This is a genomic window from Pseudomonas uvaldensis (genome assembly GCF_021271205.1).
GTDB classification, from domain to species: Bacteria; Pseudomonadota; Gammaproteobacteria; order Pseudomonadales; family Pseudomonadaceae; genus Aquipseudomonas; species Aquipseudomonas uvaldensis.
The window spans coordinates 52,123-78,130 of the sequence record NZ_JAIWKS010000014.1; the positions used below are offsets into that span (position 1 = coordinate 52,123).

Below are 26,008 nucleotides of genomic sequence, written 5' to 3' on the forward strand. Positions count from 1 at the left end.
GAGAGATTCGATGCAAGAAGTCGTGATTGTCGCCGCTACCCGTACCGCTATCGGCAGTTTCCAGGGTTCGCTGGCTTCCATCCCCGCGCCGGAGCTCGGGGCAGCGGTGATCCGTCGCCTGCTGGAACAGACCGGGCTGTCCGGCGAGCAGGTCGATGAAGTCATCCTCGGCCAGGTACTGACCGCCGGCTCAGGGCAGAATCCGGCCCGCCAGGCGTCAATCCTCGCCGGCCTGCCCCACGCCGTCCCGGCGCTGACCCTGAACAAGGTCTGCGGCTCGGGCCTCAAGGCGTTGCACCTCGGGGCCCAGGCGATCCGCTGCGGCGACGCCGACGTCATCATCGCCGGCGGCATGGAAAACATGAGCCTGGCCCCCTACGTGTTGCCGGCTGCGCGCACCGGCCTGCGCATGGGCCACGCGCAGATGATCGACAGCATGATCACCGATGGCCTATGGGATGCATTCAACGATTACCACATGGGCATCACCGCCGAGAATCTGGTGGACCAGTACGGCATCAGTCGCCAAGAGCAGGATGCCTTTGCCGCCGCGTCTCAACAGAAGGCCGTTGCAGCCATCGAAGGCGGTCGCTTCGCCGATGAAATCACACCGATCCTGATTCCTCAGCGCAAGGGCGATCCCGTGGCATTCGCCATCGACGAACAGCCTCGGGCCGGCACCACCGCCGAATCCCTGGCCAAGCTCAAGCCTGCCTTCAAGAAAGACGGCAGCGTGACCGCCGGTAATGCGTCCTCGCTCAATGATGGCGCAGCGGCCGTCGTGCTGATGAGTGCGGAAAAAGCCAAGGTGTTGGGCCTGCCAGTACTGGCGAAAATCAGCGCCTACGCCAACGCCGGCGTCGACCCGGCCATCATGGGCATCGGGCCGGTCTCGGCCACTCGCCGCTGCCTGGACAAGGCCGGTTGGTCGCTGGAGCAACTGGACCTGATCGAAGCCAACGAAGCCTTCGCCGCCCAGTCATTGGCGGTGGCAAAGGAACTGAAGTGGGACATGGACAAGGTCAACGTCAATGGCGGCGCCATTGCCCTGGGCCATCCGATTGGTGCGTCCGGTTGCCGGGTGCTGGTGTCATTGCTGCATGAGATGATCAAGCGCGACGCCAAGAAGGGCCTCGCGACACTGTGCATCGGCGGTGGACAAGGCGTGGCCCTGGCACTGGAACGGGCCTGACAGAAGCGGGTTCAACGGTGGCCGTGCGGCCCCACGAATAGCCGCACGGTCATCGGCAACAGCGCCGGCGCAACTTGGGTTGCGCCGGTTTTTTTTGCCTGTTGTTTTATCCGAGAACTTGCCCTGTGGGAGCGGGCTTGCCCGCGAAAGGGCCATTACATTCAGTATCGATGCAAGCTGACCCACCGCTTTCGCGAGCAAGCCCGCTCCCACAGAGGATCTCAGGACCTGGCACCAAACCGGTCGCGGCTGTTGGTCAGGTGCAACCACATCGCGGCGCGGGCCGCGTCGGGGTCCTGCCGTTTGATGGCGTTGAAAATCGCTTCGTGTTCCAGGTTGGCCAACTGCGCCAGTTTCCCCAGGTCCGCCTGGCCGCGCTCTGCCATGTTCACCCGGGTCCTCGGAATCATTGCACTGCCCAAGTGCTGCATGATTTCGACAAAACAGGTGTTGTCCGTCGCCTCGGCAATAAGCAGGTGAAAGCGCCGGTCGGCTTCCACGCAACTGTCGTTGTTGCTGAGCAGCCGTTGGTAGTCATCCAGCGCCTGGCGCATTTGCTGCAACTGGCGCTCACTGCGGCGCTGGGCCGCCAGGGCCGCCGCCTGGGTTTCCAGGCCCAGCCGCAGTTCCAGAATCCCCCGCACGCCAGCCGCCGTGTCGACATTGAGACGCAGCCCCGGCTCGCCGGTTTGCTCCAGCACGAAGGTACCGATGCCATGCCGGGTTTCCACCAGCCCTGAAGCCTGCAGTTTGGAAATGGCCTCGCGCACCACCGTGCGGCTGACGCCATGCTCCTGCACGATGGCGCCTTCCGATGGCAGCTTCTGCCCCGGTTTCAACTGACCCAGCAAGATGCTCTGGCTGAGCTTTGCCACCAGCTCATGGGCCAGGTTATGGGTACGTTTGCGCAGGGGCGCGTCGGTGTCTTGCGGCATCGCCAGAATTTCCTCGGATACAGACCTGAGATCCTATCACCAGCGCCCACTGGAGTATGCATGCTTGACGCGCCAACTTGTATGACAACACTCATCACTGCGCGTTTTTTGCGGCCTTATTGACATCGTGCATAGCAGTCAGCATCTCCTTCGGCGCCCCACTATAAATTAAAAATTCGCCAAAAAACCCAGCAAACAAAGGTATAAGAACTTCAACCATCCGATCCAATCGTGATCAAAAAGCCCTTGTCATCGAAAAAAATCAGGTTGTATGATGTCTATCAACATCGACACGCATTGTGCGATGCCCCGCATAAAAATAAAGAGTGGGAGAAATACCAGTGAACACATCCAGCCTCCAGGCAAATGCTGGCGCGGATCCGGTGCTGCTGTCGGCCATCGCCAAGGTCAAGCGCCACATCCTGCCGCTGTTCGTCATCATGTTTATCGTCAACTACATCGACCGAGTGAACATCGGCTTCGTGCGCACGCACATGGAGCACGACCTGGGGATCGGTGCCGCGGCCTACGGCTTTGGCGCCGGCCTGTTCTTCATCGGCTATGCGCTGTTCGAAGTCCCGTCCAACATCCTCCTGCAACGAATCGGCGCCCGTATCTGGCTGACTCGCATCATGCTCACCTGGGGCCTGGTCGCGGCAGCCATGGCCTTCATCCAGAACGAAACCCACTTCTACATCCTGCGCTTTCTGCTGGGCGTGGCCGAGGCCGGTTTCTTCCCTGGCGTGATCTATTACTTCACCCGCTGGTTACCCGGCGCTGAGCGCGGCAAGGCCATCGCCATTTTCCTCAGCGGCTCGGCCATCGCCTCGCTGATCTCCGGCCCGTTGTCCGGGTTGCTGTTGCAGATCAACGGCCTGGGCATGCACGGCTGGCAGTGGATGTATTTCATCGAAGGGATGTTCTCGGTGTGCCTGTGCGCCTTCGTCTGGTTCTGGCTGGACTCCAAGCCTCACGATGCCAAATGGCTCAACCGCGATGAGCAGGACGCCCTAGTCAAGGCCATCGACGATGAACAACGGGCACGCGAAGCGGCCACGCCGATCAAACTGTCCATCGGCCAGTTGCTCAAGGATCGTCAGATCATCCTGTTCTGCCTGATCTACTTCTTCATTCAATTGACGATCTATGCCGCCACGTTCTGGCTGCCGAGCATCATCAAGAAGATGGGCGAACTCAGCGACCTCCAGGTCGGGATGTTCAACTCCATCCCCTGGCTGCTGTCCATCGTTGGCATGTACGCCTTCGCTTCGATGTCCGCCAAATGGAAATTCCAACAGGCCTGGGTGGCCACTGCCCTGCTGATCGCAGCGACCGGGATGTTCTTGTCCACTACGGGCGGGCCGATCTTCGCGTTCGTCGCCATCTGCTTCGCGGCACTCGGATTCAAGTCGGCCTCGTCGCTGTTCTGGCCGATTCCCCAGGCTTACCTGGACGCACGGATCGCTGCCGGTGTGATTGCACTGATCAACTCCGTGGGCAACCTCGGTGGGTTCGTCGCACCGACCACATTCGGCCTGCTGGAGCAGCACACCGGTTCGATCCAGGGCGGCCTCTACGGCCTGGCAGCAACTTCGATCATCGCCGCGATCATCGTCTTCGCAGCACGCAATACACCCAAGCCCAAATCCGCAACGACGCCGACCGACACTGCGGCCAGCCACGTCTGACATTAGATTCGTTCAAGGATAAGTACACATGAGTCCACAAGAAGCCAGCAAAGCCCCGATCATCACCAGCATGCAAGTCGTGCCCGTGGCCGGCCATGACGGTATGCTGCTGAACCTCAGCGGCGCCCATGGCCCGTTCTTCACCCGCAATATCGTGATTCTCAAGGACAACGCCGGTCGCACCGGCGTGGGCGAGGTGCCCGGTGGCGAACGCATTCGCCAGACGCTGGAAGACGCTCGTGCGCTGGTGGTCGGCAATCCCATCGGTACGTACCAGAAGATTCTCAACAGCGTTCGCCAGGCGTTCGCCGACCGCGATGCGGGTGGCCGTGGTTTGCAGACATTCGACTTGCGCATCACCATCCATGCCGTCACCGGCCTGGAAGCAGCGCTGCTGGACCTGCTGGGCCAGCACCTGGACGTACCGGTCGCGGCCTTGCTTGGCCAGGGCCAGCAACGCGACGAAGTGAAGATGCTCGGCTATCTGTTCTATGTGGGCGATCGTCAACAGACCGACCTGCCTTACCGCAGTGAGCCGGACGCCGACAATGACTGGTTCCGGGTCCGTCACGAAAAAGCCTTGGATGCCGACGCCGTGGTGCGCCTGGCCGAAGCGGCGCATGCGCGTTATGGCTTTCAGGATTTCAAGCTCAAGGGCGGCGTGCTCAAGGGGGATGAAGAGATCGAGGCCGTCACTGCCCTGGCCGAACGCTTTCCCCAGGCCCGTATCACGCTGGACCCGAATGGTGCGTGGTCGCTCAAGGAAGCGATCCGCTTGTGCCGTGACCAGCACAAAGTCCTCGCCTATGCGGAAGACCCTTGCGGCGCCGAGAACGGCTATTCGGGCCGTGAAGTCATGGCCGAGTTCCGCCGCGCCACCGGGCTGAAAACCGCCACCAACATGATCGCCACCGACTGGCGCGAGATGGGCCATGCGGTCACCTTGCAGTCGGTGGACATTCCCCTGGCCGACCCACACTTCTGGACCATGCAGGGCTCCGTTCGCGTCGCGCAGATGTGCAATGAATGGGGCCTGACCTGGGGCTCTCACTCCAATAACCACTTCGATATCTCCCTGGCAATGTTCACCCACGTGGCCGCCGCCGCGCCGGGCGACATCACCGCCATCGACACCCACTGGATCTGGCAGGACGGCCAGCGCCTGACCAAGGCGCCTTTGCAGATCCAGGGGGGTTGCGTGCAAGTGCCGAAAAAATCGGGATTAGGGATCGAGCTGGACACGGATCAACTGGCCAAGGCTCATGAGTTGTACAAAGGCATGGGCCTGGGGGCACGGGACGATTCGGTGGCGATGCAGTACCTGATTCCAGGCTGGACGTTCAATAACAAACAGCCGTGCCTGGTGCGCTGAAAAGGCCCCCGACCTCCTGCGCAACCCCTGTGGGAGCGGGCTTGCTCGCGAAGGGGGCCTGCAGCCACTGTCAATGTCGACTGTCACACCGCTTTCGCGAGCAAGCCCGCTCCCACATCGGACCTGTGGTGATCCTGATTCAGGACCACCACAGCCATCGGCAACTAACCCTCCGGCCGCAAGATCAACACCGCCAACGGCGGCAGGTTCAGTTCCAGCGACAGCGCCTGGCCATGGCTGGGCACTTCCTCGGTGGAGGCTCCGCCACCGTTGCCATAGTTGGAACCGGCGTAAGTGTCGGCGTCGCTGTTGAGTAATTCCACCCAACGTCCGGCGAACGGTACGCCGACCCGGTAGCTCTCGCGCGGCACAGGCGTGAAGTTGGCGACCACCAATACCGGCCGTCCCTCCTTGCTCCAGCGCAGCCACGCATAGACGCTGTTCATCGCATCGTCGCCAATCAACCATTGGAAGCCTTGCGGCGCATCGTCCTGGTCATGCAGCGCCGGCTCCTCGCGGTAGAGGCGGTTCAAATCGCTGACCAGTTGCTGCACCCCACGGTGCTCGGCGTATTGCGTCAGGTACCAGTCCAATTGCTGGTCGTGGTTCCATTCGCGCCACTGGCCGAACTCGCAGCCCATGAACAGCAGTTTCTTGCCCGGATGGCCCCACATGAAACTGAGGTACGCCCGCAGGTTGGCAAATTTCTGCCAACGGTCGCCGGGCATCTTGTCGATCAACGAGCGTTTGCCGTGGACCACTTCGTCATGGGAGATCGGCAGGACGAACCGTTCCGACCAGGCGTATACCAGGCCAAAACTCAGTTCGTTGTGATGGTGAGCGCGGTACACCGGGTCCTGCTGGATGTAATGCAGCGAGTCGTGCATCCAGCCCATGTTCCACTTATACGCGAAGCCCAGGCCGCCCTGTTGCGTGCTCTGGCTGACGCCGGGCCAGGCGGTGGACTCTTCGGCGATGACCAGGGCACCGGGTGCCTCCAGCGCCACCACATCGTTGAGGTGCCGCAAGAAGTCGATGGCCTCCAGGTTCTCGCGTCCGCCGTGGCGGTTGGGCACCCACTCGCCGGCCTTGCGCGAATAATCGCGATACAGCATCGACGCCACGGCATCTACCCGCAGGCCGTCAACGTGGAAATGCTTCAGCCAGTGCAGCGCCGAAGCCAGCATGAAGCCATGGACTTCGGTACGCCCCAGGTTATAGATCAGGGTGTCCCAATCCTGGTGGAAGCCTTCCAGCGGGTTGCCATATTCGTATAGCGCGGTGCCGTCGAACTGGGCCAGGCCGTGGGTATCGGTGGGGAAATGCGCCGGCACCCAGTCGAGGATCACACCGATGCCGGCCTGGTGGCAGGCGTTGACGAATGCGGCAAAGTCATCCGGCGAACCATAACGCGCCGTCGGGGCGAACTGCGACAACGGTTGATAACCCCACGAACCGCCAAACGGGTGCTCCATGATCGGCATCAACTCGACATGGGTGAAGCCCAGCTCCTTGACGTAGGGGATCAAACGCTCGGCCAGTTCATGCCAGTTGTATTGGCGAGACACCTCCCCTGCCTCGTCGATTTCGCATTGCCAGGACCCGGCGTGCAGTTCGTAGATCGACAACGGCGCGCCGGGTAGCTGGCGCTCGCGTCGATGCTGCATCCATTCATCGTCCTGCCACTCGATCTTCAACGGCGTGGCCACTTTCGAAGCGGTATCGGGTGGCATCTGGCTGGCCAGCGCCACCGGATCCGCCTTGAGGGGCAGGATGCCGTGGGCGCCGAGAATTTCGTATTTGTAGGCTTCCCCGGCGCCCAGGCGGGGGATGAACAACTCCCAGACGCCCGACGGGTAACGGATGCGCATCGGATGGCGACGCCCGTCCCAGACGTTGAAATCCCCCACCACCGAGACCCGCCGCGCATTCGGCGCCCAGACGGCAAAGCGCACGCCTTCGATGCCATCGACGGTGGTCAATTGTGCACCGAGGCAGGAACTGAGGTCGCGATGATTGCCTTCGGCGAACAGGTAGAGGTCCATTTCCCCCAATAACGGCCCGAAGCTGTAAGGGTCCTCGGCCAATTGCTCGCCCCCGGCCCAGCGAGTGCGCAGCAGGTAGGCCTGGGCGCGGTCGAAATGCCCCACGAACAGACCCGGTGTTTCGGTCAATTGCAGTTCACCCAGTTCTTCACCTCCGTCACGGGCGACGACCTGCACGCTCAGGGCACCGGGCAGGTACGCCCGGATAAACTGTCCGCCAGCACCATCGCTGTGAGGTCCCAAGATGGAAAACGGGTCGTGGTGTTCGGCGCGCACCAACGCGTCGATGTCACGCAGGGACGGCAGCAATGACTCCTTGGCCTGCCCCTGTGGATCCTTGTTCGAGACACTCATGATTCTCTCCACTAATTCGGTCCGGCTAAGTCGGAAAAGGGTTTTAGCCCACTCAACAACCCGTACAGACCGTGCAACGGCACGGGCAGCCAGGCGGGGCGATTCTCGGCTTCATAGGCCACTTCATAGGCCGCCTTCTCCAGGCCGAACAACGCCAGCGCGGCGTCTTCGCCTTCAGCATCCTTCCACTCATGGGCAAGACTAGCTGCCGCCAGCCTATATGCCTGGACAAATGCCTGGCGGGCCTCTGTCAGATAACGATTGGCTACCCGTTGCCGGGCCGCGTCGGCATCGGCCGTGCTGTCGACGGTGTGCAAGTGAATCGCCATGGCTGCCGCATAGTCGAAAGAGCGCAGCACGCCGCTGACGTCCTTGTACGGGCTGTGCTTGCCCCGCCGCTCATGCAACGGCCGCGCCGGCTCGCCTTCGAAGTCGATCAGGTAAGCGTCGCCCTTGATGACCAGCACTTGCCCCAGATGCAAATCGCCATGGACGCGGATGCGCAAGCCACCGGCAGCCTTGCCGGCGAGTTCCTGTACATGGGCCAGAACGGTTTTCCTGTGTTCCAGCAAGCGTGCGACCATCGCCCGGTCCGTCGGGTTCAATTGGTCCTGGTGCTGTTTAAGCAGGCGCAGGGCATTTTCCACTTGGGCGGCCACGTCCTTACCGATGGCCTGGGCATCCTTGGCAGTGGTTTTCTGCGCAGCGAAATCCGGATTGTCGGTGGCCTGGGCCAGTACCTGGTGCATTTCCCCCAAGCGTTGACCGAGCATGCCGGCAAAATCCTTCAGTTCGCCCAGGGCGTTGTAATGCTGCTCCTGCTCGGAGACCGCATCGGCCAACTCATCGCGCAAGGCCCGCTCCAGGTTGTTCTGGGTCCATTCCCAGGCGTCACCCTGATTGCTCAGATAGCCCTGGGCAATCATCAGCAACGCATCCTCGCCCTGGGCGTCGCGGCGAATCACCGCCCCCAGCAGCGGCGAGATATTGCTGAAGCCCGCCGCCGTCAGGTACGCGCTCATCTCCAACTCTGGATGCACGCCGGACGCGACCTTGCGGATCAGCTTGAGGACGAGACTGCCGCCCACTACCACCGAGCTGTTGGACTGCTCGGCGGACAGGTAACGCACCTCCGGCACGTCCCCGAGGTTCAGCGCAGCCAGCCCTTCGGTGGGTTCGAAACGCAGCTCACCGTCCGTGCAGGGCAACACCGTACCGGCCTGCATGTTTTGCAGCACGGACCGTACGAAGGTTTCCAGGCTGAACGCATCGGTAATCAGCCCCACCTGGCGACCTCGACGAACCCGCGACAGCGCCAGTTGCTGCGGCAACGCCGCCCCCACCTGATCCTCGGCCAACAGGCCGAACGGCAATTGATAGCGCAGCGTCTGCCCTGCGCTGGTCACGTCGATTTCACTGAGCAGCACCGGATGCTGTGGCTCGCCAAAGCGCACGCCATAGACGATGTCGACTTTCTCGATAGCACTGTCCTTGCCGGCGAACCAACGCCGGTTTTGCAACCAGCTCGGCAGGATGGTTTGCTCCAACGTGGCGCGCGCCGGGGCTTCGAGCAATTCTTCCAGGCGTTTCTTCAGCACCAGCGTGGTGAAATCCGGCAGGCTTTGGGCCGGTTCCACATGCCAGCTCGGCATCTGGTTCTCCGCCGCCAGGGCAAACCAGTAGAAACCGTACGGTGCCAGGGTCAGTAGGAAATTCAGCTGGCCAATAGGCGGGAACGCGTTGCCTCCCAGCATCTCCACCGGGACCATGCCCGCATAAGCGGATAAATCCAGCTCGGCGGCCTGAGCGCTACGGGACACGTTGGCCACGCACAGGATGATTTCGTGCTTGCCGTCGGGCCCGGTGTACTCGCGGGTATAGGCCAGAATCCGGCGATTGCTCGGCGACAGCATCTTCAAGGTGCCACGACCGAACGCCTTGGATTGCTTGCGCACCGCCAGCATCCGCCGCGTCCAGTTGAGCAGCGAATGCGGGTCGCCGGACTGAGTCTCGACGTTGACCGACTGGTAGCCGTACAGCGGGTCCATGATCGGCGGCAGCACCAGGCTGGCCGGGTCGGCCCGGGAGAAGCCGCCGTTGCGGTCGATGGACCACTGCATCGGCGTGCGCACGCCATCGCGGTCGCCCAGGTAGATGTTGTCGCCCATGCCGATCTCGTCACCGTAATACAAGGTCGGCGTACCGGGCATCGACAACAGCAGGCTGTTGAGCAGCTCCACACGGCGACGGTCGCGCTCCATCAACGGCGCCAGGCGTCGACGAATCCCCAGGTTGATCCGCGCCCGCCGGTCGGCGGCGTAGTAGTTCCACAGGTAGTCGCGCTCCTTGTCGGTGACCATCTCCAGGGTCAACTCATCGTGGTTGCGCAAGAAGATCGCCCATTGGCAGTTGGCGGGAATTTCCGGGGTCTGGCGCAGAATGTCGGTAATGGGGAAACGGTCCTCCTGGGCCAGCGCCATGTACATGCGCGGCATCAACGGAAAGTGGAACGCCATGTGGCATTCGTCGCCGTTGAGGCCCTGGGCATCGACATCGCCAAAGTACAACTGGGTGTCTTCCGGCCATTGGTTGGCCTCGGCCAGCAGCATGCGGTCCGGGTAGTTGGCGTCGATCTCGGCGCGGATCAACTTGAGGACATCGTGGGTCTCGGGCAGGTTCTCGTTGTTGGTGCCGTCACGCTCGATCAAATACGGGATCGCGTCCAGGCGCAGGCCGTCGATGCCCATGTCCAGCCAGTAACGCATTACCGACAACACGGCCTTGATGACCTGTGGGTTGTCGAAGTTGAGATCGGGCTGGTGGGAGTAGAAGCGGTGCCAGAAGTATTGGCCGGCCACCGGGTCCCAGGTCCAGTTGGATTTCTCGGTGTCGAGGAAAATGATCCGCGTGCCGTCGTATTTGTGATCGTCATCGGACCAGACGTAGAAATCCCGCGCCGCCGAGCCCCGCTTGGCCTTGCGGGCGCGCTGGAACCACGGGTGCTGGTCCGAGGTGTGGTTGATGACCAGCTCGGTGATGACCCGCAGGTTGCGCTTGTGGGCTTCGGCAATGAAACGCCGGGCATCGGCCATGGTGCCGTAGTCCGGGCTGACGCCACGGTATTCGGCGATGTCGTAGCCGTCGTCGCGCCGGGGTGATGGGTAGAATGGCAGCAACCAGATGGTATTGACGCCCAGATCGGCGATGTAGTCGAGCTTCTCGATCAACCCGGGAAAGTCGCCGATGCCGTCGTTGTTTGAATCGAAATACGATTTGACGTGGACCTGATAGATCACCGCATCCTTGTACCAGAGCGGATCCTTGATGAATGTGGCGGACCGCGGTTTTTTCGCCATTTGCAACTCCTGATGAATTCAATAAGGCCGTTGGGGCACTAGGGCTCATTTGTGGCGAGGGGATACATCCCCTCTCCACAAAGGCCCTCGCTGGCATCTCTCGTTGCACAGCCTTACGCCGCGCTGATCCGCCAGATCCCGAACGGCTGGTAGGCCGGGTCGATGCGCATGAACTGGTATTTGCCGTACCAGGTCCAGCGGTGTCCATTCATCAAATCCTCGCCCTGGGTCTGGGCGTCGTCCGGCAAACCCATTTCCCACAGTGGCAACTCGAAATTCGCTTCCTGGGGGTTGTGCGGGTCCAGGCTCACCGCCACCAGGACAAAATTGCTGCCATCGGGCGTGCGCTTGCCGAAAAACAGAATGTTGTCGTTCCAGGCGTTATAGATTTTCAGACCCAGATGGGTGTGCAGCGCCGGGTTCTGACGGCGGATACGGTTGAGCTGGGCGATCTCGGCAATGATGTTGCCCGGCGCGGTGAAGTCCCTTGGACGGATCTCGTATTTTTCCGAGTCAAGGTATTCCTCCTTGCCCGGTACCGGCGCCGATTCGCACAACTCGAACCCCGAATACATGCCCCACAAACCCGAGCCCATGGTCGCCAGCGCCGCGCGGATCAGAAAACCCGGGCGTCCCGACTCATGGAGAAAGGCCGGGTTGATGTCGGGAGTGTTGACGAAAAAGTTCGGCCGGTAGCACTCGCGCAGGGGCGATTGGTTGAGCTCGGTGAAGTAGGTCGCCAGCTCGGCCTTGGTATTGCGCCAGGTGAAATAGGTGTAGCTCTGGGAATAACCGACCTTGCCCAGCCGCGCCATCATCGCCGGCGTGGTGAAGGCTTCGGCGAGGAAAATCACTTCGGGGTACTGCGCCCTCACATCGGCGATCAACCATTGCCAGAACGGCAGCGGCTTGGTGTGTGGGTTGTCGACGCGGAACATCTTCACGCCTTCTTTGACCCAGCCCACCACGATATCCCGCAGCTCCGTCCACAGGCTGGGGATGGCATCGGCCGCATAGAAATCGACGTTGACGATATCCTGGTATTTCTTCGGCGGGTTCTCGGCGTACTTGATCGTGCCGTCCGGCCGCCAGCTGAACCAGCCCGGATGTTGCTTGAGCCAAGGGTGATCCTGGGAACACTGGATAGCGAAGTCCAGGGCGATCTCCAGGCCGTGATCCGCGGCAGCCGCCACCAGGCGCCGAAAATCCTCCAGGGTGCCCAATTGTGGGTGGATCGCCTCGTGTCCGCCCTCCTCGCTGCCAATGGCATACGGACTGCCCGGATCGTCGGGCCCGGCGGTCAGGGAATTGTTCGGCCCCTTGCGGAAGCTGCGACCGATGGGATGGATCGGCGGGAAATACAGCACGTCGAAACCCATGTCACGGATCATCGGCAGGCGCGAATGCACGTCATTGAATGTGCCGTGACGGTTGGGATCGTCGGTTATCGAGCGGGGAAACAGCTCATACCAGCTGGCGAACTCGGCTTCTTTGCGCTCTACGTCCAGCGGGTACTCGGGACTGATGCTCAGGTAGGGTCGATGATCGGCCAAGGACATGAGATCGGCACTGCGTGGTGCGAGAAACAGCGCCACCTGCTCCTCGGGCAACAGGCCCGAAAGCTCATGGTGCAACGCTGCCAACTCCTCGCTCAATTCGCCGTCGCTACGCTCGGCGGCCAGTTGCACCTGGTTGCGCCCTTCCTGCAATTCGAGGCTGATGGGTACCCCAGCGCCGTACTTCTTCTCCAGTTCATAACGGAAGCTGGCGAACTGATCGAACCAGGCCTCGATACAGAACACGTAACGGCCCTGTTCGGGTACGTTGAACTGGCCTCGCCAGCTGTTGTTGCCAAGGTCGGTCATGACCTCGCTGTTCCAGACCTCATCCTCCAGCGCCCGCCAGCGGATCCGCACGGCCAGCTTGTCATGACCGTCGGCGAAGACCTTGCTGGTCACGGTCACATCCCGCCCGGCGACGACCTTGGCGGCGAATTGCCCACCGTCGATCACCGGCATGGTGTTCTCAATGGCGATACGTGGCAGCAACAAGGCGTGGGACAGTGGCAAGTGCGGGTTGTACGCCAAGTCAGTCGGGTGTTCAGCAGTCATCGAGCATCGCTCCTTTTACGCCCCATGGACGTGCTTGTGACGATAAAAAACTCACTTAACCTCCGAACCGGGCCGGCAACCAAAAGTTCAGCGAGATTTACCCGGGACACCTGGGGGGATCGAACCTGGTCCCGGATGGTCAACAAGGATAAGCACGACTCAAGCCATGTGCCTCACGGAGACCCGTCCCGATGAATATTCCCATCCCGGCCGAAACACCTGATCCGAACATCGACGACCCCACTTTGCCACCGCCTGGCCCCGACCCGGAGCCCATACCGGAAAAGGACCCGCCCCTCGACCCGCAGCCGCCCGTGGGCGACCCGCCGAACGAGAATTCGCCGGAGCGGGTTTGAGGCATCATTCATAAGCATCATGGGGCGTTAGCGGCAACGGACTGTCAGCCACCGTCAAGGACGGCTGGCAGGCCACGTCGCCAGCAGTTCTGTGCAAGATGGCCATGAAATCAGGGTTTGTCGTCCCGCTCCTTTTCCAGGGCCCGGACAATCACCGGCATCACGCTGAAGATCGCCAGTGCCAGCACCGTGCTCAATACCGCCGTTCCTTCCTTGCCCAGGCCCGCCGCCACGCCGATGGCCGCAGTCATCCACAAGCCGGCGGCCGTGGTCAGGCCCTTTACCTGGCCTTCGTCGCCTTCATTGTTTTTCAGGATAGTGCCGGCGCCGAGAAAACCGATGCCCGCCACCACGCCCTGTATCACCCGGCTCATCGCATCGGCCTGGGAACCGGACATCTGCGGTACCAATACGAACAGCGCAGCCCCCAGGGCAACGAGCATATGGGTGCGCACGCCTGCGGCCTTGCCCTTGTGTTCTCGCTCGAACCCCAGGATGCCGCCCAGCAGCGCGGCCATCACCAGGCGCACGGTGACCCGGGTCATCTGTTGTGTGTCGCCGATATCGGCGAATTCCGACTGCATAGTGATCCAGACCTGATGCCACCAGGTTTCCATAGGTGCCTCCTCTTTCAGTCCATGAACGATGGACCGCAAACGACGCCAGAGGTGCGCCCGACCGCTGATCCGACGCAACGAACCCTGCCTTGCCGGCGACGCCTAACGCTTATCAACGTGAAGGAGTGACACCATGACTATGAACATCACTGACGGCATCTGCGAATTCCAGACAGCCGACGGCACGCTGGAGTGTTCCGCCAGCGAGCTGACGATCATTACCGACGCCGATAAAGCCATGTCAGCCGTGGACCTCAACGGCAAACGGATCTACCTCACCGAGGCCGAAGTCGACGCATTGACTGTAGCCGGAGCGAACGATGGGCGCCGCAACCTCAAGGCCACCGACAGCGGTTCGGCCATTTGAGACCCCCTGCGGGGCTGCCCTTCTTCCCTGGCACCCGGGTGGCAGGCGCAAACAGGATGGCAGCCTCGAGCAGATCAATCAGGGTGCATCAAAGTGTCGCAGGGCCTGGGCTACAGGCCATCTGATCCGGTTTTAATCGAAATACCTGAGCCTGTTATGCAAACAGTTTCGTGGTCATAGTGCCCCGGCCAGATAACGGCTGATGAGCGACCGACCATGAGCGACCGAATCCCCGTCCAGTTGATACAGACCTTCGACCCCACTCCAGGCAAGATAAAGGCCCGGAGCACCGATAACCTGATCCACACCCGCAGCTTCACCGGTTTGTTCCGCACCTTGCGCATGAGCGGCGCCGGGTTTCTGTTCCTGCTGTTCTTCGGCACCGTATGGTTGAACTGGGGCGGCCGCCAGGCGGTGCTCTGGGATCTGTCGGAAAGCAAGTTCCACATCTTCGGCGCGACGTTCTGGCCGCAGGATTTCATCCTGCTGTCGGCGCTGTTGATCATCGCCGCCTTCGGCCTGTTTGCGATCACCGTGTTCGCCGGGCGGGTGTGGTGCGGCTACACCTGTCCGCAAAGCAGTTGGACCTGGATCTTCATGTGGTGTGAAAAAATCACCGAAGGAGATCGTAACCAGCGGATCAAGCTGCAAGCCGCGCCCTGGAGCCTGAACAAGCTGCTGCGCCGCTCAGCCAAGCACACGCTGTGGCTGGGCATCAGCCTGCTCACCGGCCTCACCTTCGTCGGCTATTTCACCCCGATCCGGCCTCTGGCCGAAGCGTTGCTGACGTTGCAGATAGCCGGTATCAGCCTGTTCTGGGTGCTGTTCTTCACCGGCGCGACCTACCTCAACGCCGGCTGGTTGCGCGAGGCGGTGTGCATGCACATGTGCCCCTACGCACGGTTCCAGAGCGTAATGTTCGACAAGGACACGCTGACCATTTCCTATGACGCCGCCCGTGGCGAGATCCGCGGCCCGCGCAAACGCGAGGTAAACCCGGCCAATATCGGCCTGGGCGATTGCATTGACTGCCAGATGTGCGTGCAGGTCTGCCCCACCGGCATCGACATCCGCGACGGCCTGCAGATGGAATGCATCGGTTGCGCGGCGTGCATCGACGCCTGCGATTCGATCATGGACAAGATGGGCTACGCCCGTGGCTTGATCAAATACACCTCCGAACATCAGTTGCAGGGCGGCAAGACACACCTGCTGCGACCTCGGCTGATCGGCTATACCGCCGTGCTGTTGGTGATGATCGCGGCGCTGACGATAGCGCTGGTGCAGCGGCCCATGGTTTCGCTGGACGTCAGCAAGGACCGCGGCCTGTTCCGCGAAAACAGCCAGGGCCTGATCGAGAACATCTACAGCCTGAAGATCATCAACAAGACCCAGCAGCGCCAGGATTACCACCTGTCCCTGGTGGACGGCGACGGCTTCGTCCTGCAGGGCAAGATGCAACTGAGCCTGGCGCCAGGGGAGATCGTCGACGTGCCGGTGTCGGTGGCGATGCTCAGCGAAAGGCCCCGCAGCGGCTCGCAGGAGATGACTTTCAAGGTGGTCGACAGTGACGAGCCCGAGATCTACAGCGTGGCCAAGAGCCGTTTTGTCGCGCCGATGAACCGGTGAGGCTTTAAGATGCGATGCCATTGTCTGTGGGAGCGGGCTTGCTCGCGAAATCGGTGTGCCAGGTTGTACCAATGCTGAATGTACCGCCATTCGCGAGCAAGCCCGCTCCCACAATTGGTGCGCAAGCCACGCACTACCCTGAACCGTACAAGACCGGACCCGCCATGAAGCGCTACGAAAAATTCGCCGACGACATCGCAGAACTGATCCGCTCCGGCATGCTGGGGCCGGGACAGCGCGTGCCGTCGGTGCGTTATGCCAGCCAGACCTATGGCGTCAGTCCTTCCACGGTGTTCCAGGCCTACTACCTGCTGGAACGACGCGGGCTGATCCGGGCCCGGCCGCGCTCCGGCTACTTCGTCAACCACCATGCGCCGAGTCCGTTTTCCGAGCCGGTGATCAGCAGCCAGGTGCACGAATCCACCGAAGTCGACGTCAGCGAGCTGGTGTTTTCCGTACTGGAGTCGATCAAGGACCCCGCGACCATCCCCTTTGGCTCGGCGTTTCCCAGCCCGACGTTGTTCCCGCTGCAACGCCTGTCCCGCTCGCTGTCCAGCGCCACGCGGGACATGGACCCGCGGGTGGTGGTCACCGACATGTCGCCTGGCAATCCGCAACTGCGCCGGCAGATAGCCCTGCGCTACATGGTCGGCGGGCTGATGCTGCCCATGGAGGAATTGTTGGTCACCAACGGCGCCCTGGAAGCCTTGAACCTGTGCCTGCAAGCCGTGACCGAGCCCGGCGACCTGGTGGCCATCGAGGCGCCGGCGTTCTACGCCAGCCTGCAGGTGCTGGAGCGGCTCAAGCTCAAGGCCGTGGAAATCCCCGTGCATCCGCGCGACGGTATCGATCTTGATGTATTGGAACAGACGCTGGAGCGCCATCCGATCAAGGCCTGCTGGTGCATGACCAGTTTCCAGAACCCCATGGGCGCGACCATGCCCGAGGAGCGGAAAAAGGCGCTGGTGGCGTTGCTGAGTCGTCATCAGGTGCCCTTGATCGAGGACGACGTCTACGCCGAACTCTATTACGGCCAGCAGGCTCCAAAACCGGCCAAGGCATTCGACACCGAAGGGTTGGTGATGCATTGCGGTTCGTTTGCCAAGAGCCTGGCGCCAGGCTACCGCATCGGCTGGGTCGCCGCCGGTCGCTATGCCCGCAAGATCGAGCGATTGAAGCTCATGACGTCACTGTGCGCCTCGATGCCCGCCCAGGCCGCCATCGCCGACTATTTGCAACACGGCGGCTACGACCGGCATCTGCGCAAACTGCGCTACGCCCTGGAGGAACAGCAGAGCGCGATGCTCGCCGCCATCGCCCGCCACTTCCCGGCCCAGACCCGCGTCAGCCAGCCGGCGGGCGGCTATTTTCTGTGGTTGGAATTGCCGGAGCAGATGGACTCTCTGAAACTGTTCCAGATGGCCCTCGCCCAGGGCATCAGCATCGCGCCGGGCCCGATCTTTTCACCGACCCGGCGGTTCAGGAACTGCATCCGGTTGAACTATGGCAGCCCGTGGACAGAAGCGTCGGAGAAGGCCATGGAGACGTTGGGGCGGATTATTCGCTCATTTTGATATTGGGTTGCCTGTGCCGGCCTCATCGCGAGCAGGCTCGCTCCCACATTTGAATCGTTTCGACAATGAATTTGCGGTTGCACGCGGTCCAGTGTGGGAGCGAGCCTGCTCGCGATGAGGCCAGACCAGACAACCTAGATCTCAACGCCCCCCACCCAGCTCCACGAACGTCCCGGTCGCATACGACGCCTTGTCCGACAGCAACCAAATGATCGCTTCGGCCACTTCGTCCGGACGACCACCCCGGGCCATGGGAATGGCCGACTCCAACTTGCTGACCCGGTCAGGATCACCACTCAGGGCGTGGAAATCGGTGTAGATGTAACCCGGACGCACCGCGTTGACGCGGATACCTTCGCCGGCCACTTCCTTGGACAGGCCGATGGTGAACGTATCCAATGCGCCCTTGGATGCGGCGTAGTCGACGTATTCGTTCGGCGACCCCAGGCGCGCCGCCACCGAAGAGACATTGACGATGCTGCCGCCCTGCCCGCCATGCCTGGGTGACATGCGCAACACCGCATGCTTGGCGCAGAGAATCGGCCCCAGCACATTGGTTTTCATGATTTTCAGAATGCGGAATTCGGACATTTCGTCGAGCCGGGACTTGTGGGCCACCGTCCCGGCATTGTTCACCAGGGCCGTCACGCGCCCCAGTTCAGCGTCCACCCGATGGAACAGGCCGACCACCTCGTCCTCGATGCTGACGTCGGCCCGCACGGCGATCGCCTGGGCGCCCTTGGCGCGGACCTGTTCGAGCACGTCATGCGCGGCGTTCTCGTCGGACTGGTAGTTGATGCAGATCCGATACCCCTGCTCGGCAGCCAGCAGCGCCGTGGCGGCTCCGATGCCTCGGCCGCCCCCGGTGATGACAATGACTTTATCCACGATTGCTTCTCCCGTTCCCCGGATAGACGTCCGGGCCAAGAATAGCGTTCACGCCGCGCTTTGCACAAACCGCTGCGCTTAACGGGCCAGGGCCCGCAGATCCAGCCGTCCGTCCAACAGTGGCGGGCACCAGTAGTAACCACCGGTGATCGGCCGACTCATGCGATACAGCCCGTCGGTGATGCCGTCCTCCAGGCCGCTCATGCGCCGCAGTTGGGCTTCGAAGGCATCGAGGGAGAAGCCGAAGGCCAGGAACATCAGGCCAGCACGGTCGCCTTCGATCCATGGCATGGAGCGGCGCACAACGAAGGCCTGCGGGGCGAAGCTTTCCTGGGCGGTGCGTTTGACATGAGCCGACTCCGGTGCATCGTCGAGTTCTTCGTTGTCGCTCAGGCGCCGGCCCATGATGTTGTCGCGCTCATGAGGTTGCATCGCGGCAAACCCGTCCAGATCGTGCTGCCACTGCTGGATCGCCGCGAAGCTGCCTCCGCGAAGCCCGTCGATACCCTGGGCCAGGGCTGCAGCGATGGCGGCTTCGTCGTGGGGGTTTTCGGTGCCGTCTTCGTAGCCCGTCAGGTCGTGGCCGGTCATGTGGCGGAAGGTTTCATTCATTTGCACCAGGCGCAACGCCGGCGCCAGCGCCGACTCGATGGCGCGGCTACGGTGCAGCAGTTCACCGCGGTCTTCGCCGTGCAGCCAGCACCACAGCGCATGCTGGGTCGACGGGTTATCAACCCCCACGCCGGCCAGGGCAGGAAATGCCCGCAGGCCTTCAATTTGCGCACCCAGCGCCTGAACCAGCGACTCCCCAAAACCAACCACCGCACGACCGTCCAGTTGCAGCGACAACCTATCGATCGCAGCCGGCAGCGCCTCGACCGATTCCAGGACGAAAAACAGATGACGGGCCTGAGGCGGGACAGGGGTGGCGAGAATGCCGGGCTGGTAGTAACTCATGTGATCTCCTCTGGAAAGAACGAGAGTTTACCCGCCGGCCGCAGGTTTGTGGTGACTGCCGTACGATGCCCGATACGCCTGGGCGACTCGTACCCGCTGTAGGAACGCTCTGGCAACACCGTCGGAGGACTCGGAACCAGGCCCGGCGTGAATGACCTCCCGTTGCCTGCTCATTGAAAAGTGCCTAGATTGACCACCCCTTCGGTGCACCGATCCACGGAGAACGGTCAGACATGTACATTGCCAAATCGCTACTGGCAGGCGCTTTCGTCCTGCTGTGTGGAATGTCGCAGGGCTTTGCCCAGGACCCTATCCAGGACACGGTCGACGCGGCGATCCGACCCTTGATGAAACAACAGGACATCGCTGGCATGGCCGTCGCGGTCACGGTGGGTGGCCAACCTCGTTATTTCAACTACGGTGTCGCGTCGAAGGATACGAAAAACCCTGTCACCGACCAGACCCTCTTCGAGATCGGCTCGGTCAGCAAAACCTTCACCGCAACCCTCGGCGCCTATGCCCTGGCCCAAGGCAAGCTCTCCCTCTCGGACCCGGCCGGCCGTTACGCCCCCGAATTGCAAGGCAGCGCCCTGGACGCCATTCCCCTGCTCAACCTCGCCACCTATACCCCAGGTGGGCTGCCGTTGCAGTTCCCCGATGAGGCCGACCACCCGCAGCGGATGTTCGATTATTTCAAGGCCTGGAAACCGCTCTACCCGACCGGCACCCAGCGCCTCTACTCGAATCCCAGTATCGGCCTGTTCGGCTACCTGGCGGCCCGCAGCCTGGATCGGCCGTTCGACGAGGCGATGGAAAACGTGGTGATGCCGGGGCTGGGCCTCAAGCACAGTTATCTGAATGTGCCGTCGGAGCAGTCGAGCCGATATGCCCAAGGCTATGCCAAGGACGGTAAACCCGTCCGGGTCGGTCCCGGCGCATTGGACGCCGAGGCCTATGGCGTGAAAACCAGTTCGTCGGACCTGATTCGTTTTGTCGAGGCCAATCTGCATCCTGAAAAACTGGACACCCACCTGCGCCAGGCCATCGCCACCACTCACACCGGGTTCTACCAGGTCGGCGAAATGACCCAGGGGCTGGGCTGGGAGTTCTACCCTTACCCGATCAGCCTGGAAGCGCTGCTGGCTGGCAACTCGCCACAGATGGCGCTCATGCCACAGAAAGCAGCCCCCCTCGATCCACCTCGCCCGGCGCCGGACAATGCCTGGATCAACAAGACCGGGTCGACGGGCGGGTTTGGCGCCTACGTGGCGTTCGTGCCGGCGCAAAACATGGGCATCGTGCTATTGGCGAACAAGAACTACCCGATCGAGGAACGGGTGAAAGTGGCATACCGGATCCTGACGGCGTTGGCGGAGAAATAGGAGCAAGGCTGTAGGAGCAAGGCTGTAGGAGCAAGGCTTGCCGGCGATGGCATCGACGCGCAATGCCTGATCGACCGCGGTGTTTGCATCGCGGGCAAGCCTTGCTCCCACAGACCGCCTCTCACAGCCTTGCTCCCACTGCTCAGTCATCCAACGGCTTCGGTGGCTCCGTCGATTTTGCGGGTTTGCCTGCCTTGCCGGGCTTGGCCCCCTTCGCATCCTTGGTCGGTGCGGGTTCCGGCGCGGGTGGCGGGGCTGGAGGAGTGGCTTCTTTTTCGGCTGCCGGCAATTTATCGACGGTGTCGAAAATGTCTTTCAGTGCAATGGCCCCGGAATGTTCAAGCTTCTTTTCCCCGTCCTTGCCCACCAGAATGATCTTGGTCTGGGCACCGGCACCCAATTTGAGTGAACGGATCAACGCCATGGTGCTCTGCGGATCCAGATCTTTACCGTCTCGCTGCCCTATCGTGTTGAGCACGGTGAAAAGCACCATGTTGCGTTCGGAAAAGCCTTGCTTGCCCGTTGGCTCTTCCAGGGCCTTTTTCAGGCTGACCCAGGTCGGGTCGACAGTGCTGGGGGCGATGACGATCAACGGGCGGGACTTGCCTGCCTCCGCCAACAAAGGGGAGTCGCCATCGGCAGCGAACAAGGGGCCGGCGACGGCCAGCAAGGTAGCGAAGGTCAATGACCGAATGAGCATGCGCCTCTCCTTTTGGTATTCACGCTGTACTGATTGCACAGGGCGGCGAATGTTCCGCGAGAGAGTCGCCCGATACTGCGCCTGTCTGCCTTGAAGCTTAGGCCAGCAGATTCATTGCGCAACCGGGGCGCGAGAAGGCAATTGCAATGCAGAGCCTGAGACGAATTCCTGTGGGAGCGGGCTTGCTCGCGAAGGCGGCGCGTCAGTGACATCTGCGCCAACTGACACACCGCATTCGCGAGCAAGCCCGCTCCCACATCGATCACTGAAACCTTGTGGATCTATCAGAACGCCAACTTGAACCCGATCATCGCCAGCATCACCGCCAGACACGGGCGCAGCAGGTCATCGGAGATGCGGCCCGACAAGTGACTGCCCAGGTAGATACCCGGCAACGAGCCGACCAGCAGGAAGCCAAGGATGTGCCAGTCCATGTTGCCCATGCTGGCGTGACCCAGGCCGGCAACCAGGGTCAGTGGCACGGCGTGGGCGATTTCCGTCCCCACCAGGCGCCTGGTCAGGAGAAACGGATAGAGGATGAACAAGGCGACGGTGCCCAGGGCGCCGGCGCCGATGGACGTCAGTGCAACCATCGTCCCCAACACCAGGCCGGTGACAACGGTAAGCAGGTTGAGTCGCGAGCCCGTGGGGTTGTAGTGTCCGCCGGCGCGGTCGTGGGCAAATTGCAGCAGGCGTTTCTTGAACAGGATCGCCAGTGCCGTGGCAAACAGCACGAAACCCAGAGCCTGCTTGATGACAGCGTTCATGGCGTCGGGCGAACTGTGCAGGCTGCTGAGAAACCACAGCGTCAGCCCGACCGCTGGCACACTGCCCAACGTCAACCAACCCGTGATAGCCCAATCGATATTGCGGTTCCTGGCGTGAACCAGGACGCCACCGGACTTGGTAATAGCCGCATACAGTAGATCCGTTCCTACCGCCGTCGCGGGATTGATGCCGAACCACAACAGAATGGGGGTCATCAGCGAACCACCGCCGACGCCGGTCATTCCGACAATGAAACCGACCATCAGGCCCGCTACGACTAAACCGACATTACCGAAATCCATCAAACCCGTCTCAGCGCAACCGCAAGGAAAAAACTGGCCGCGAGCATAGCGATTTTTCTTATAACGCCCCTATATCATTGTGATCTATCTTTATGCTTTTTCGGCTTTAAGCTATTGCACAGGCAAGAAGTTGAGAAACAGCAAGCTCTGGGCGTAGTTCAACCCAATCCGCCGGTAACGCTCATCCAGCATCTGTGTCAGCAGGTCCAACCGCGCAACGATTTTGCCGAACTCGACGGCGAAGCTCAGGTTACTGCCCTCTTCCGAAATCTCATTGGAGAACAGCAATGGCTTGCCGTCCTTATCCTGTCGCTGGCTTAGCAGCCAGGTGGCCTTCTCAATATTGCGCGCCGCGTTGCTGACAAAGCGCGGGTCGATGGTGTCGGTCATGTAGAACTCGAGCCGGTTGCCATGGGCCGTGACCAGCATGCTGCCGATGGCGTAGATAAAGGCACCCACCCGGTCGCCGAGAAATTCCGGGCTCATGGCATAGCTCAACGCTGCAAGATCCTTTTTTCCACCCAGGGTCGGCAGAGGCTGCTGTTGCTCGATCGCCATGCGCACCTGCTTTTCAGCGCTGCGCGCATCGAGGAAGCCCGACTTGCGCAGTTCTTCGGGATTGCGCAGGTACAACTTGTTCATCAGCAGATAAAGGCTCTGCAGGTTGTCATGCATCGACAGCGTGGCCATGCGGTCGACACTGGTCTGCAGAAACTCCTGGGGCTTGGTGTTGCTGAACTGCGTGACCATGTCCTGGCCCTGCTGATGAGTGCAACCGCCACTGAGCAACATGAGGACGACGGCCGATAGCACCGGACCGCAACGTCGTAATTCCCTCAAGGGATAAAAAACATCGGCCATCGACTCTCGATCTGAGCATGGGGAGGCGGTGGGGCTCGCCGCTTCCTGGCCATGGATAGAGCGGCAAAAATCATAAAAGTGCAGTGCCCGGCGAGGGGGCTCCTGCCGGGGCATGAATCGCGCCATCCAATTAGTCTGACTTTTTAGTTGAAAATTCTCGATTTATAGCTATAAATCGTTTCGATCCACACAAATAGAAAGACTACTGAACAGAAAAACCTTCAGCGCTGTCCGACCAGTAACGGACTCGACGCGCGTTCAAAACAACAACAAAACCACAGGAAGGTCACACCATGCTTGAATCCAGACAGCTGCTCACGGCCCTCGGAGTGTCTCTGATGATCGCCACCCCCGCCTCCCAGGCCGCCGGCCTGACCAACGAACACGGCGCATTCGGCAAGACCGACGACGGCACGCCGGTGGAGAAATATGTCCTGCGTAACAGTCACGGCATGGAGGCCACCGTCATTACCTACGGCGGGATACTCCAGTCACTGATCGTGCCGGACAAACATGGCAAGACCGCCGACGTGGTGCTCGGTTTCGATGATGTCCAGGGTTATCAAAAGAACGGCAACGTGTATTTCGGCGCCACCATCGGCCGCTTCGGCAATCGCTTGGCCGACGGTGCATTCGAGCTGGACGGCAAGCGTTACCAGGTACCGCAGAACGACCATGGCAACTCCCTGCATGGCGGACCGCAAGGCTTCGACAAACGCGTATGGAAGGCGGTGCCCCATGACGGCAAGGACTCGGTGGGCGTGACCCTGACCTACCTGTCGGCCGACGGTGAGATGGGTTTTCCCGGTGCACTGAAAACCGACGTCACCTACAGCCTCAACGAACAGAACGAGTTACGCATTGAATACAAGGCCACCACCGACAAGCCTACGGTGCTGAACCTGACCAACCACAGCTACTTCAACCTCGCCGGCGCCGGAAATGGCGACATCCTGAAGCAGGTGGCGACACTTCATGCCGCCCGCTACACGCCGGTCACCGGCAAGCTGATCCCCACCGGGGAACTGGCACCCGTGGCGGGCACCCCGATGGACTTCACCAAACCGACTGCCATCGGCACCCATATCAAGGCTGACCATCCCCAGCTCAAGTTCGCCGAACCGAAACAGGGTGGTTTCGATTTCAACTGGGTCCTCGATGCCAAGGGTGACGTAAGCAAACCGGCCGCCGATGTCTACGACCCGCAGTCGGGACGGCGTCTGGAACTCTTCACGACGGAGCCTGGCGTGCAGTTCTACACCAGCAACTTCCTCGATGGCACGGTCAAGGGCAAGCAAGGCAAGGCCTATCCGCACTGGGGCGCGTTTACCCTGGAAACCCAACACTTTCCCGACTCGCCCAACCAGCCGGCGTTCCCTTCCACACGGCTTGATCCAGGCCAGACCTATACCCAGACCATGGTCTTGAAGTTCTCGGCGAAGTAAACCTGATCGCTCCCGCAGGGTCCGGCGCAAGCCGCCACCTTGTGGGAGCGAGCCTGCTCGCACCCACCGATAATCGGCTTTGAACACTTGGTCTATCCTGCTGCCACACGTCTGAGGTTCAAGCACACAGGAGGCAGGCATGAACACACTCGAATTGGCAGGCATATCCGTACCGGTAATCGGCCAGGGCACCTGGCGCATCGGGGAAGAGCCATCCCAGCAAAAAAAAGAAGTCGCGGCCCTGCGCCTGGGCGTCGAACTGGGCATGACCCTGATCGACACGGCGGAGATGTACGCCGAGGGCGGTGCCGAGGCAGTGGTCGGCGAAGCGATCACCGGCCTGAGAGACCAGGTGTTTCTGGTGAGCAAGGTCTATCCCCACAACGCCAGCCGCAAGGGCATCCCGCAAGCCTGCGAACGCAGCCTGCGGCGACTGGATACCGACTACATCGACCTCTACTTGCTGCATTGGCGCGGCCAATACCCACTGGAAGAAACCGTCGAGGCCTTCGAACGCCTGCGCGAAGAAGGCAAGATCGGCCGCTGGGGCGTCTCGAACTTCGATGTCGCCGACCTTGAAGAACTGGCTTCCCCTGCCTGCGCCACCAATCAGGTGCTGTACAACCTGCAGGAGCGAGGTATCGAATTCGACCTGCTGCCCTGGTGCCAGCAACGCTCCCTGCCGGTCATGGCCTACTGCCCGGTCGGCCAGGGCGGGCATCTGCTCAAGGATCAAACCCTGAGCCAGATCGCCGAGCGCCACCGGGCTACACCCGCGCAGATCGCACTGGCCTGGTTGCTGCGCCAGGACAACGTCATCGCCATCCCTAAAGCCGTACAACCGGAACACGTACGCTTGAACGCCGAAGCGGCGAATCTCAAGCTCGCCCCCCAGGACCTCGCCGCCCTCGACCTGATCTTCCCGCAGCCCCAGGGCAAGCAGCGGCTGGCGATGGTGTGAATAAATAAATCCGTAGGAGCAAAGCTTGCTCGCAATAGCGGTGAGTCTGATTCCTCAAAGCTGTATGGACCGCCACCATCGTGAGCAAGCTTTGCTTCCACAGGGTCAATCCTCACCGACAGCAGCCACCCTGTGTTTCTCCCAAAAT

General features: G+C 61.4%; 20 protein-coding genes. 10 read left to right on the forward strand and 10 right to left on the reverse strand.

Translation table 11 applies throughout. The features are described from left to right. Positions 1–10 precede the first annotated feature (10 nt). Positions 11–1,192 carry an acetyl-CoA C-acetyltransferase gene (locus LCU97_RS24155; RefSeq protein WP_053154435.1) on the forward strand — a complete coding sequence of 394 codons (1,182 nt, stop codon included), beginning with the start codon at positions 11–13 and terminating at the stop codon, positions 1,190–1,192. 221 nt (positions 1,193–1,413) lie between these two features. On the opposite strand, the gene LCU97_RS24160 is transcribed toward LCU97_RS24155, so the two are convergent. Continuing rightward, positions 1,414–2,127, reverse strand: coding sequence for a FadR/GntR family transcriptional regulator (locus LCU97_RS24160; protein WP_053154438.1), 714 nt, complete (start codon positions 2,125–2,127; stop codon positions 1,414–1,416). Positions 2,128–2,468: 341 nt separating this feature from the next. On the opposite strand from LCU97_RS24160, the gene LCU97_RS24165 reads away from it, so the two are divergent. Both LCU97_RS24165 and gudD read left to right on the forward strand, forming a co-directional pair. Continuing rightward, positions 2,469–3,815 carry an MFS transporter gene (locus LCU97_RS24165; RefSeq protein WP_053154441.1) on the forward strand — a complete coding sequence of 449 codons (1,347 nt, stop codon included), beginning with the start codon at positions 2,469–2,471 and terminating at the stop codon, positions 3,813–3,815. 28 nt (positions 3,816–3,843) lie between these two features. Further along, the gene (gene gudD, locus LCU97_RS24170) at positions 3,844–5,187 is read left to right on the forward strand and encodes a glucarate dehydratase (protein WP_232777977.1); all 1,344 of its coding nucleotides are present in this window, start codon (positions 3,844–3,846) and stop codon (positions 5,185–5,187) included. A 164-nt stretch (positions 5,188–5,351) separates the two neighbouring features. Here gudD and glgB read toward each other — a convergent pair whose 3' ends face one another. From glgB to LCU97_RS24185, 3 genes are all read right to left on the reverse strand, one after another. Then, positions 5,352–7,586 (reverse strand): 1,4-alpha-glucan branching protein GlgB, encoded by a 2,235-nt coding sequence (glgB, locus tag LCU97_RS24175; RefSeq protein WP_053154447.1) that lies wholly within the window; start codon positions 7,584–7,586, stop codon positions 5,352–5,354. Positions 7,587–7,597: 11 nt separating this feature from the next. Further along, positions 7,598–10,942, reverse strand: a complete 3,345-nt coding sequence (treS, locus tag LCU97_RS24180; protein WP_232777978.1) for a maltose alpha-D-glucosyltransferase — start codon at positions 10,940–10,942, stop codon at positions 7,598–7,600. Between the two features lie 113 nt (positions 10,943–11,055). After that, positions 11,056–13,053 carry an alpha-1,4-glucan--maltose-1-phosphate maltosyltransferase gene (locus LCU97_RS24185; RefSeq protein WP_232777979.1) on the reverse strand — a complete coding sequence of 666 codons (1,998 nt, stop codon included), beginning with the start codon at positions 13,051–13,053 and terminating at the stop codon, positions 11,056–11,058. A gap of 191 nt (positions 13,054–13,244) precedes the next feature. Here LCU97_RS24185 and LCU97_RS24190 point away from each other — a divergent pair, with 191 nt between their 5' ends. After that, a complete protein-coding gene (locus tag LCU97_RS24190; RefSeq protein WP_165887612.1) occupies positions 13,245–13,409 on the forward strand; it encodes a hypothetical protein in 165 nt (54 codons plus the stop codon). Positions 13,410–13,519: 110 nt separating this feature from the next. Here the strand turns inward: LCU97_RS24190 and LCU97_RS24195 are convergent, their stop codons facing one another. Next, a complete protein-coding gene (locus LCU97_RS24195) occupies positions 13,520–14,026 on the reverse strand; it encodes an MgtC/SapB family protein (RefSeq protein WP_053154456.1) in 507 nt (168 codons plus the stop codon). A gap of 133 nt (positions 14,027–14,159) precedes the next feature. On the opposite strand from LCU97_RS24195, the gene LCU97_RS24200 reads away from it, so the two are divergent. The 3 genes from LCU97_RS24200 to mapR all read left to right on the forward strand — a co-directional run bounded on the left by LCU97_RS24200 (position 14,160) and on the right by mapR (position 17,596). Continuing rightward, on the forward strand, positions 14,160–14,393 hold the full coding sequence (locus LCU97_RS24200) for a DUF3203 family protein (RefSeq protein WP_053154459.1): 234 nt from the start codon (positions 14,160–14,162) through the stop codon (positions 14,391–14,393). 216 nt (positions 14,394–14,609) lie between these two features. Beyond that, positions 14,610–16,022: a cytochrome c oxidase accessory protein CcoG gene (gene ccoG / locus LCU97_RS24205; protein WP_232777980.1), complete on the forward strand. Its 1,413-nt coding sequence runs from the start codon at positions 14,610–14,612 to the stop codon at positions 16,020–16,022. Between the two features lie 164 nt (positions 16,023–16,186). Next, positions 16,187–17,596: a GntR family transcriptional regulator MpaR gene (gene mapR, locus LCU97_RS24210; protein WP_232777981.1), complete on the forward strand. Its 1,410-nt coding sequence runs from the start codon at positions 16,187–16,189 to the stop codon at positions 17,594–17,596. A 141-nt stretch (positions 17,597–17,737) separates the two neighbouring features. On the opposite strand, the gene LCU97_RS24215 is transcribed toward mapR, so the two are convergent. Together LCU97_RS24215 and LCU97_RS24220 are read right to left on the reverse strand one after the other, a co-directional pair. Continuing rightward, positions 17,738–18,484 (reverse strand): SDR family oxidoreductase, encoded by a 747-nt coding sequence (locus LCU97_RS24215; protein ID WP_053154465.1) that lies wholly within the window; start codon positions 18,482–18,484, stop codon positions 17,738–17,740. A gap of 78 nt (positions 18,485–18,562) precedes the next feature. Beyond that, on the reverse strand, positions 18,563–19,441 hold the full coding sequence (locus LCU97_RS24220) for a Dyp-type peroxidase (protein ID WP_232777982.1): 879 nt from the start codon (positions 19,439–19,441) through the stop codon (positions 18,563–18,565). 233 nt (positions 19,442–19,674) lie between these two features. Between LCU97_RS24220 and ampC the strand changes: the two genes are divergently transcribed. Then, positions 19,675–20,823, forward strand: a complete 1,149-nt coding sequence (gene ampC, locus LCU97_RS24225; protein ID WP_232777983.1) for a class C beta-lactamase — start codon at positions 19,675–19,677, stop codon at positions 20,821–20,823. 142 nt (positions 20,824–20,965) lie between these two features. Here the strand turns inward: ampC and LCU97_RS24230 are convergent, their stop codons facing one another. From LCU97_RS24230 to LCU97_RS24240, 3 genes are all read right to left on the reverse strand, one after another. Beyond that, positions 20,966–21,523 carry a DUF4174 domain-containing protein gene (locus tag LCU97_RS24230; protein WP_053154473.1) on the reverse strand — a complete coding sequence of 186 codons (558 nt, stop codon included), beginning with the start codon at positions 21,521–21,523 and terminating at the stop codon, positions 20,966–20,968. Positions 21,524–21,807: 284 nt separating this feature from the next. Beyond that, a complete protein-coding gene (locus LCU97_RS24235; protein WP_232777984.1) occupies positions 21,808–22,593 on the reverse strand; it encodes a sulfite exporter TauE/SafE family protein in 786 nt (261 codons plus the stop codon). A 111-nt stretch (positions 22,594–22,704) separates the two neighbouring features. After that, on the reverse strand, positions 22,705–23,454 hold the full coding sequence (locus LCU97_RS24240; RefSeq protein WP_053154479.1) for a hypothetical protein: 750 nt from the start codon (positions 23,452–23,454) through the stop codon (positions 22,705–22,707). Between the two features lie 293 nt (positions 23,455–23,747). Here LCU97_RS24240 and LCU97_RS24245 point away from each other — a divergent pair, with 293 nt between their 5' ends. Next, positions 23,748–24,899 carry an aldose epimerase family protein gene (locus tag LCU97_RS24245; protein WP_053154481.1) on the forward strand — a complete coding sequence of 384 codons (1,152 nt, stop codon included), beginning with the start codon at positions 23,748–23,750 and terminating at the stop codon, positions 24,897–24,899. Between the two features lie 139 nt (positions 24,900–25,038). Beyond that, positions 25,039–25,860 (forward strand): aldo/keto reductase, encoded by an 822-nt coding sequence (locus LCU97_RS24250; protein ID WP_232777985.1) that lies wholly within the window; start codon positions 25,039–25,041, stop codon positions 25,858–25,860. Positions 25,861–26,008: the final 148 nt, after the last annotated feature.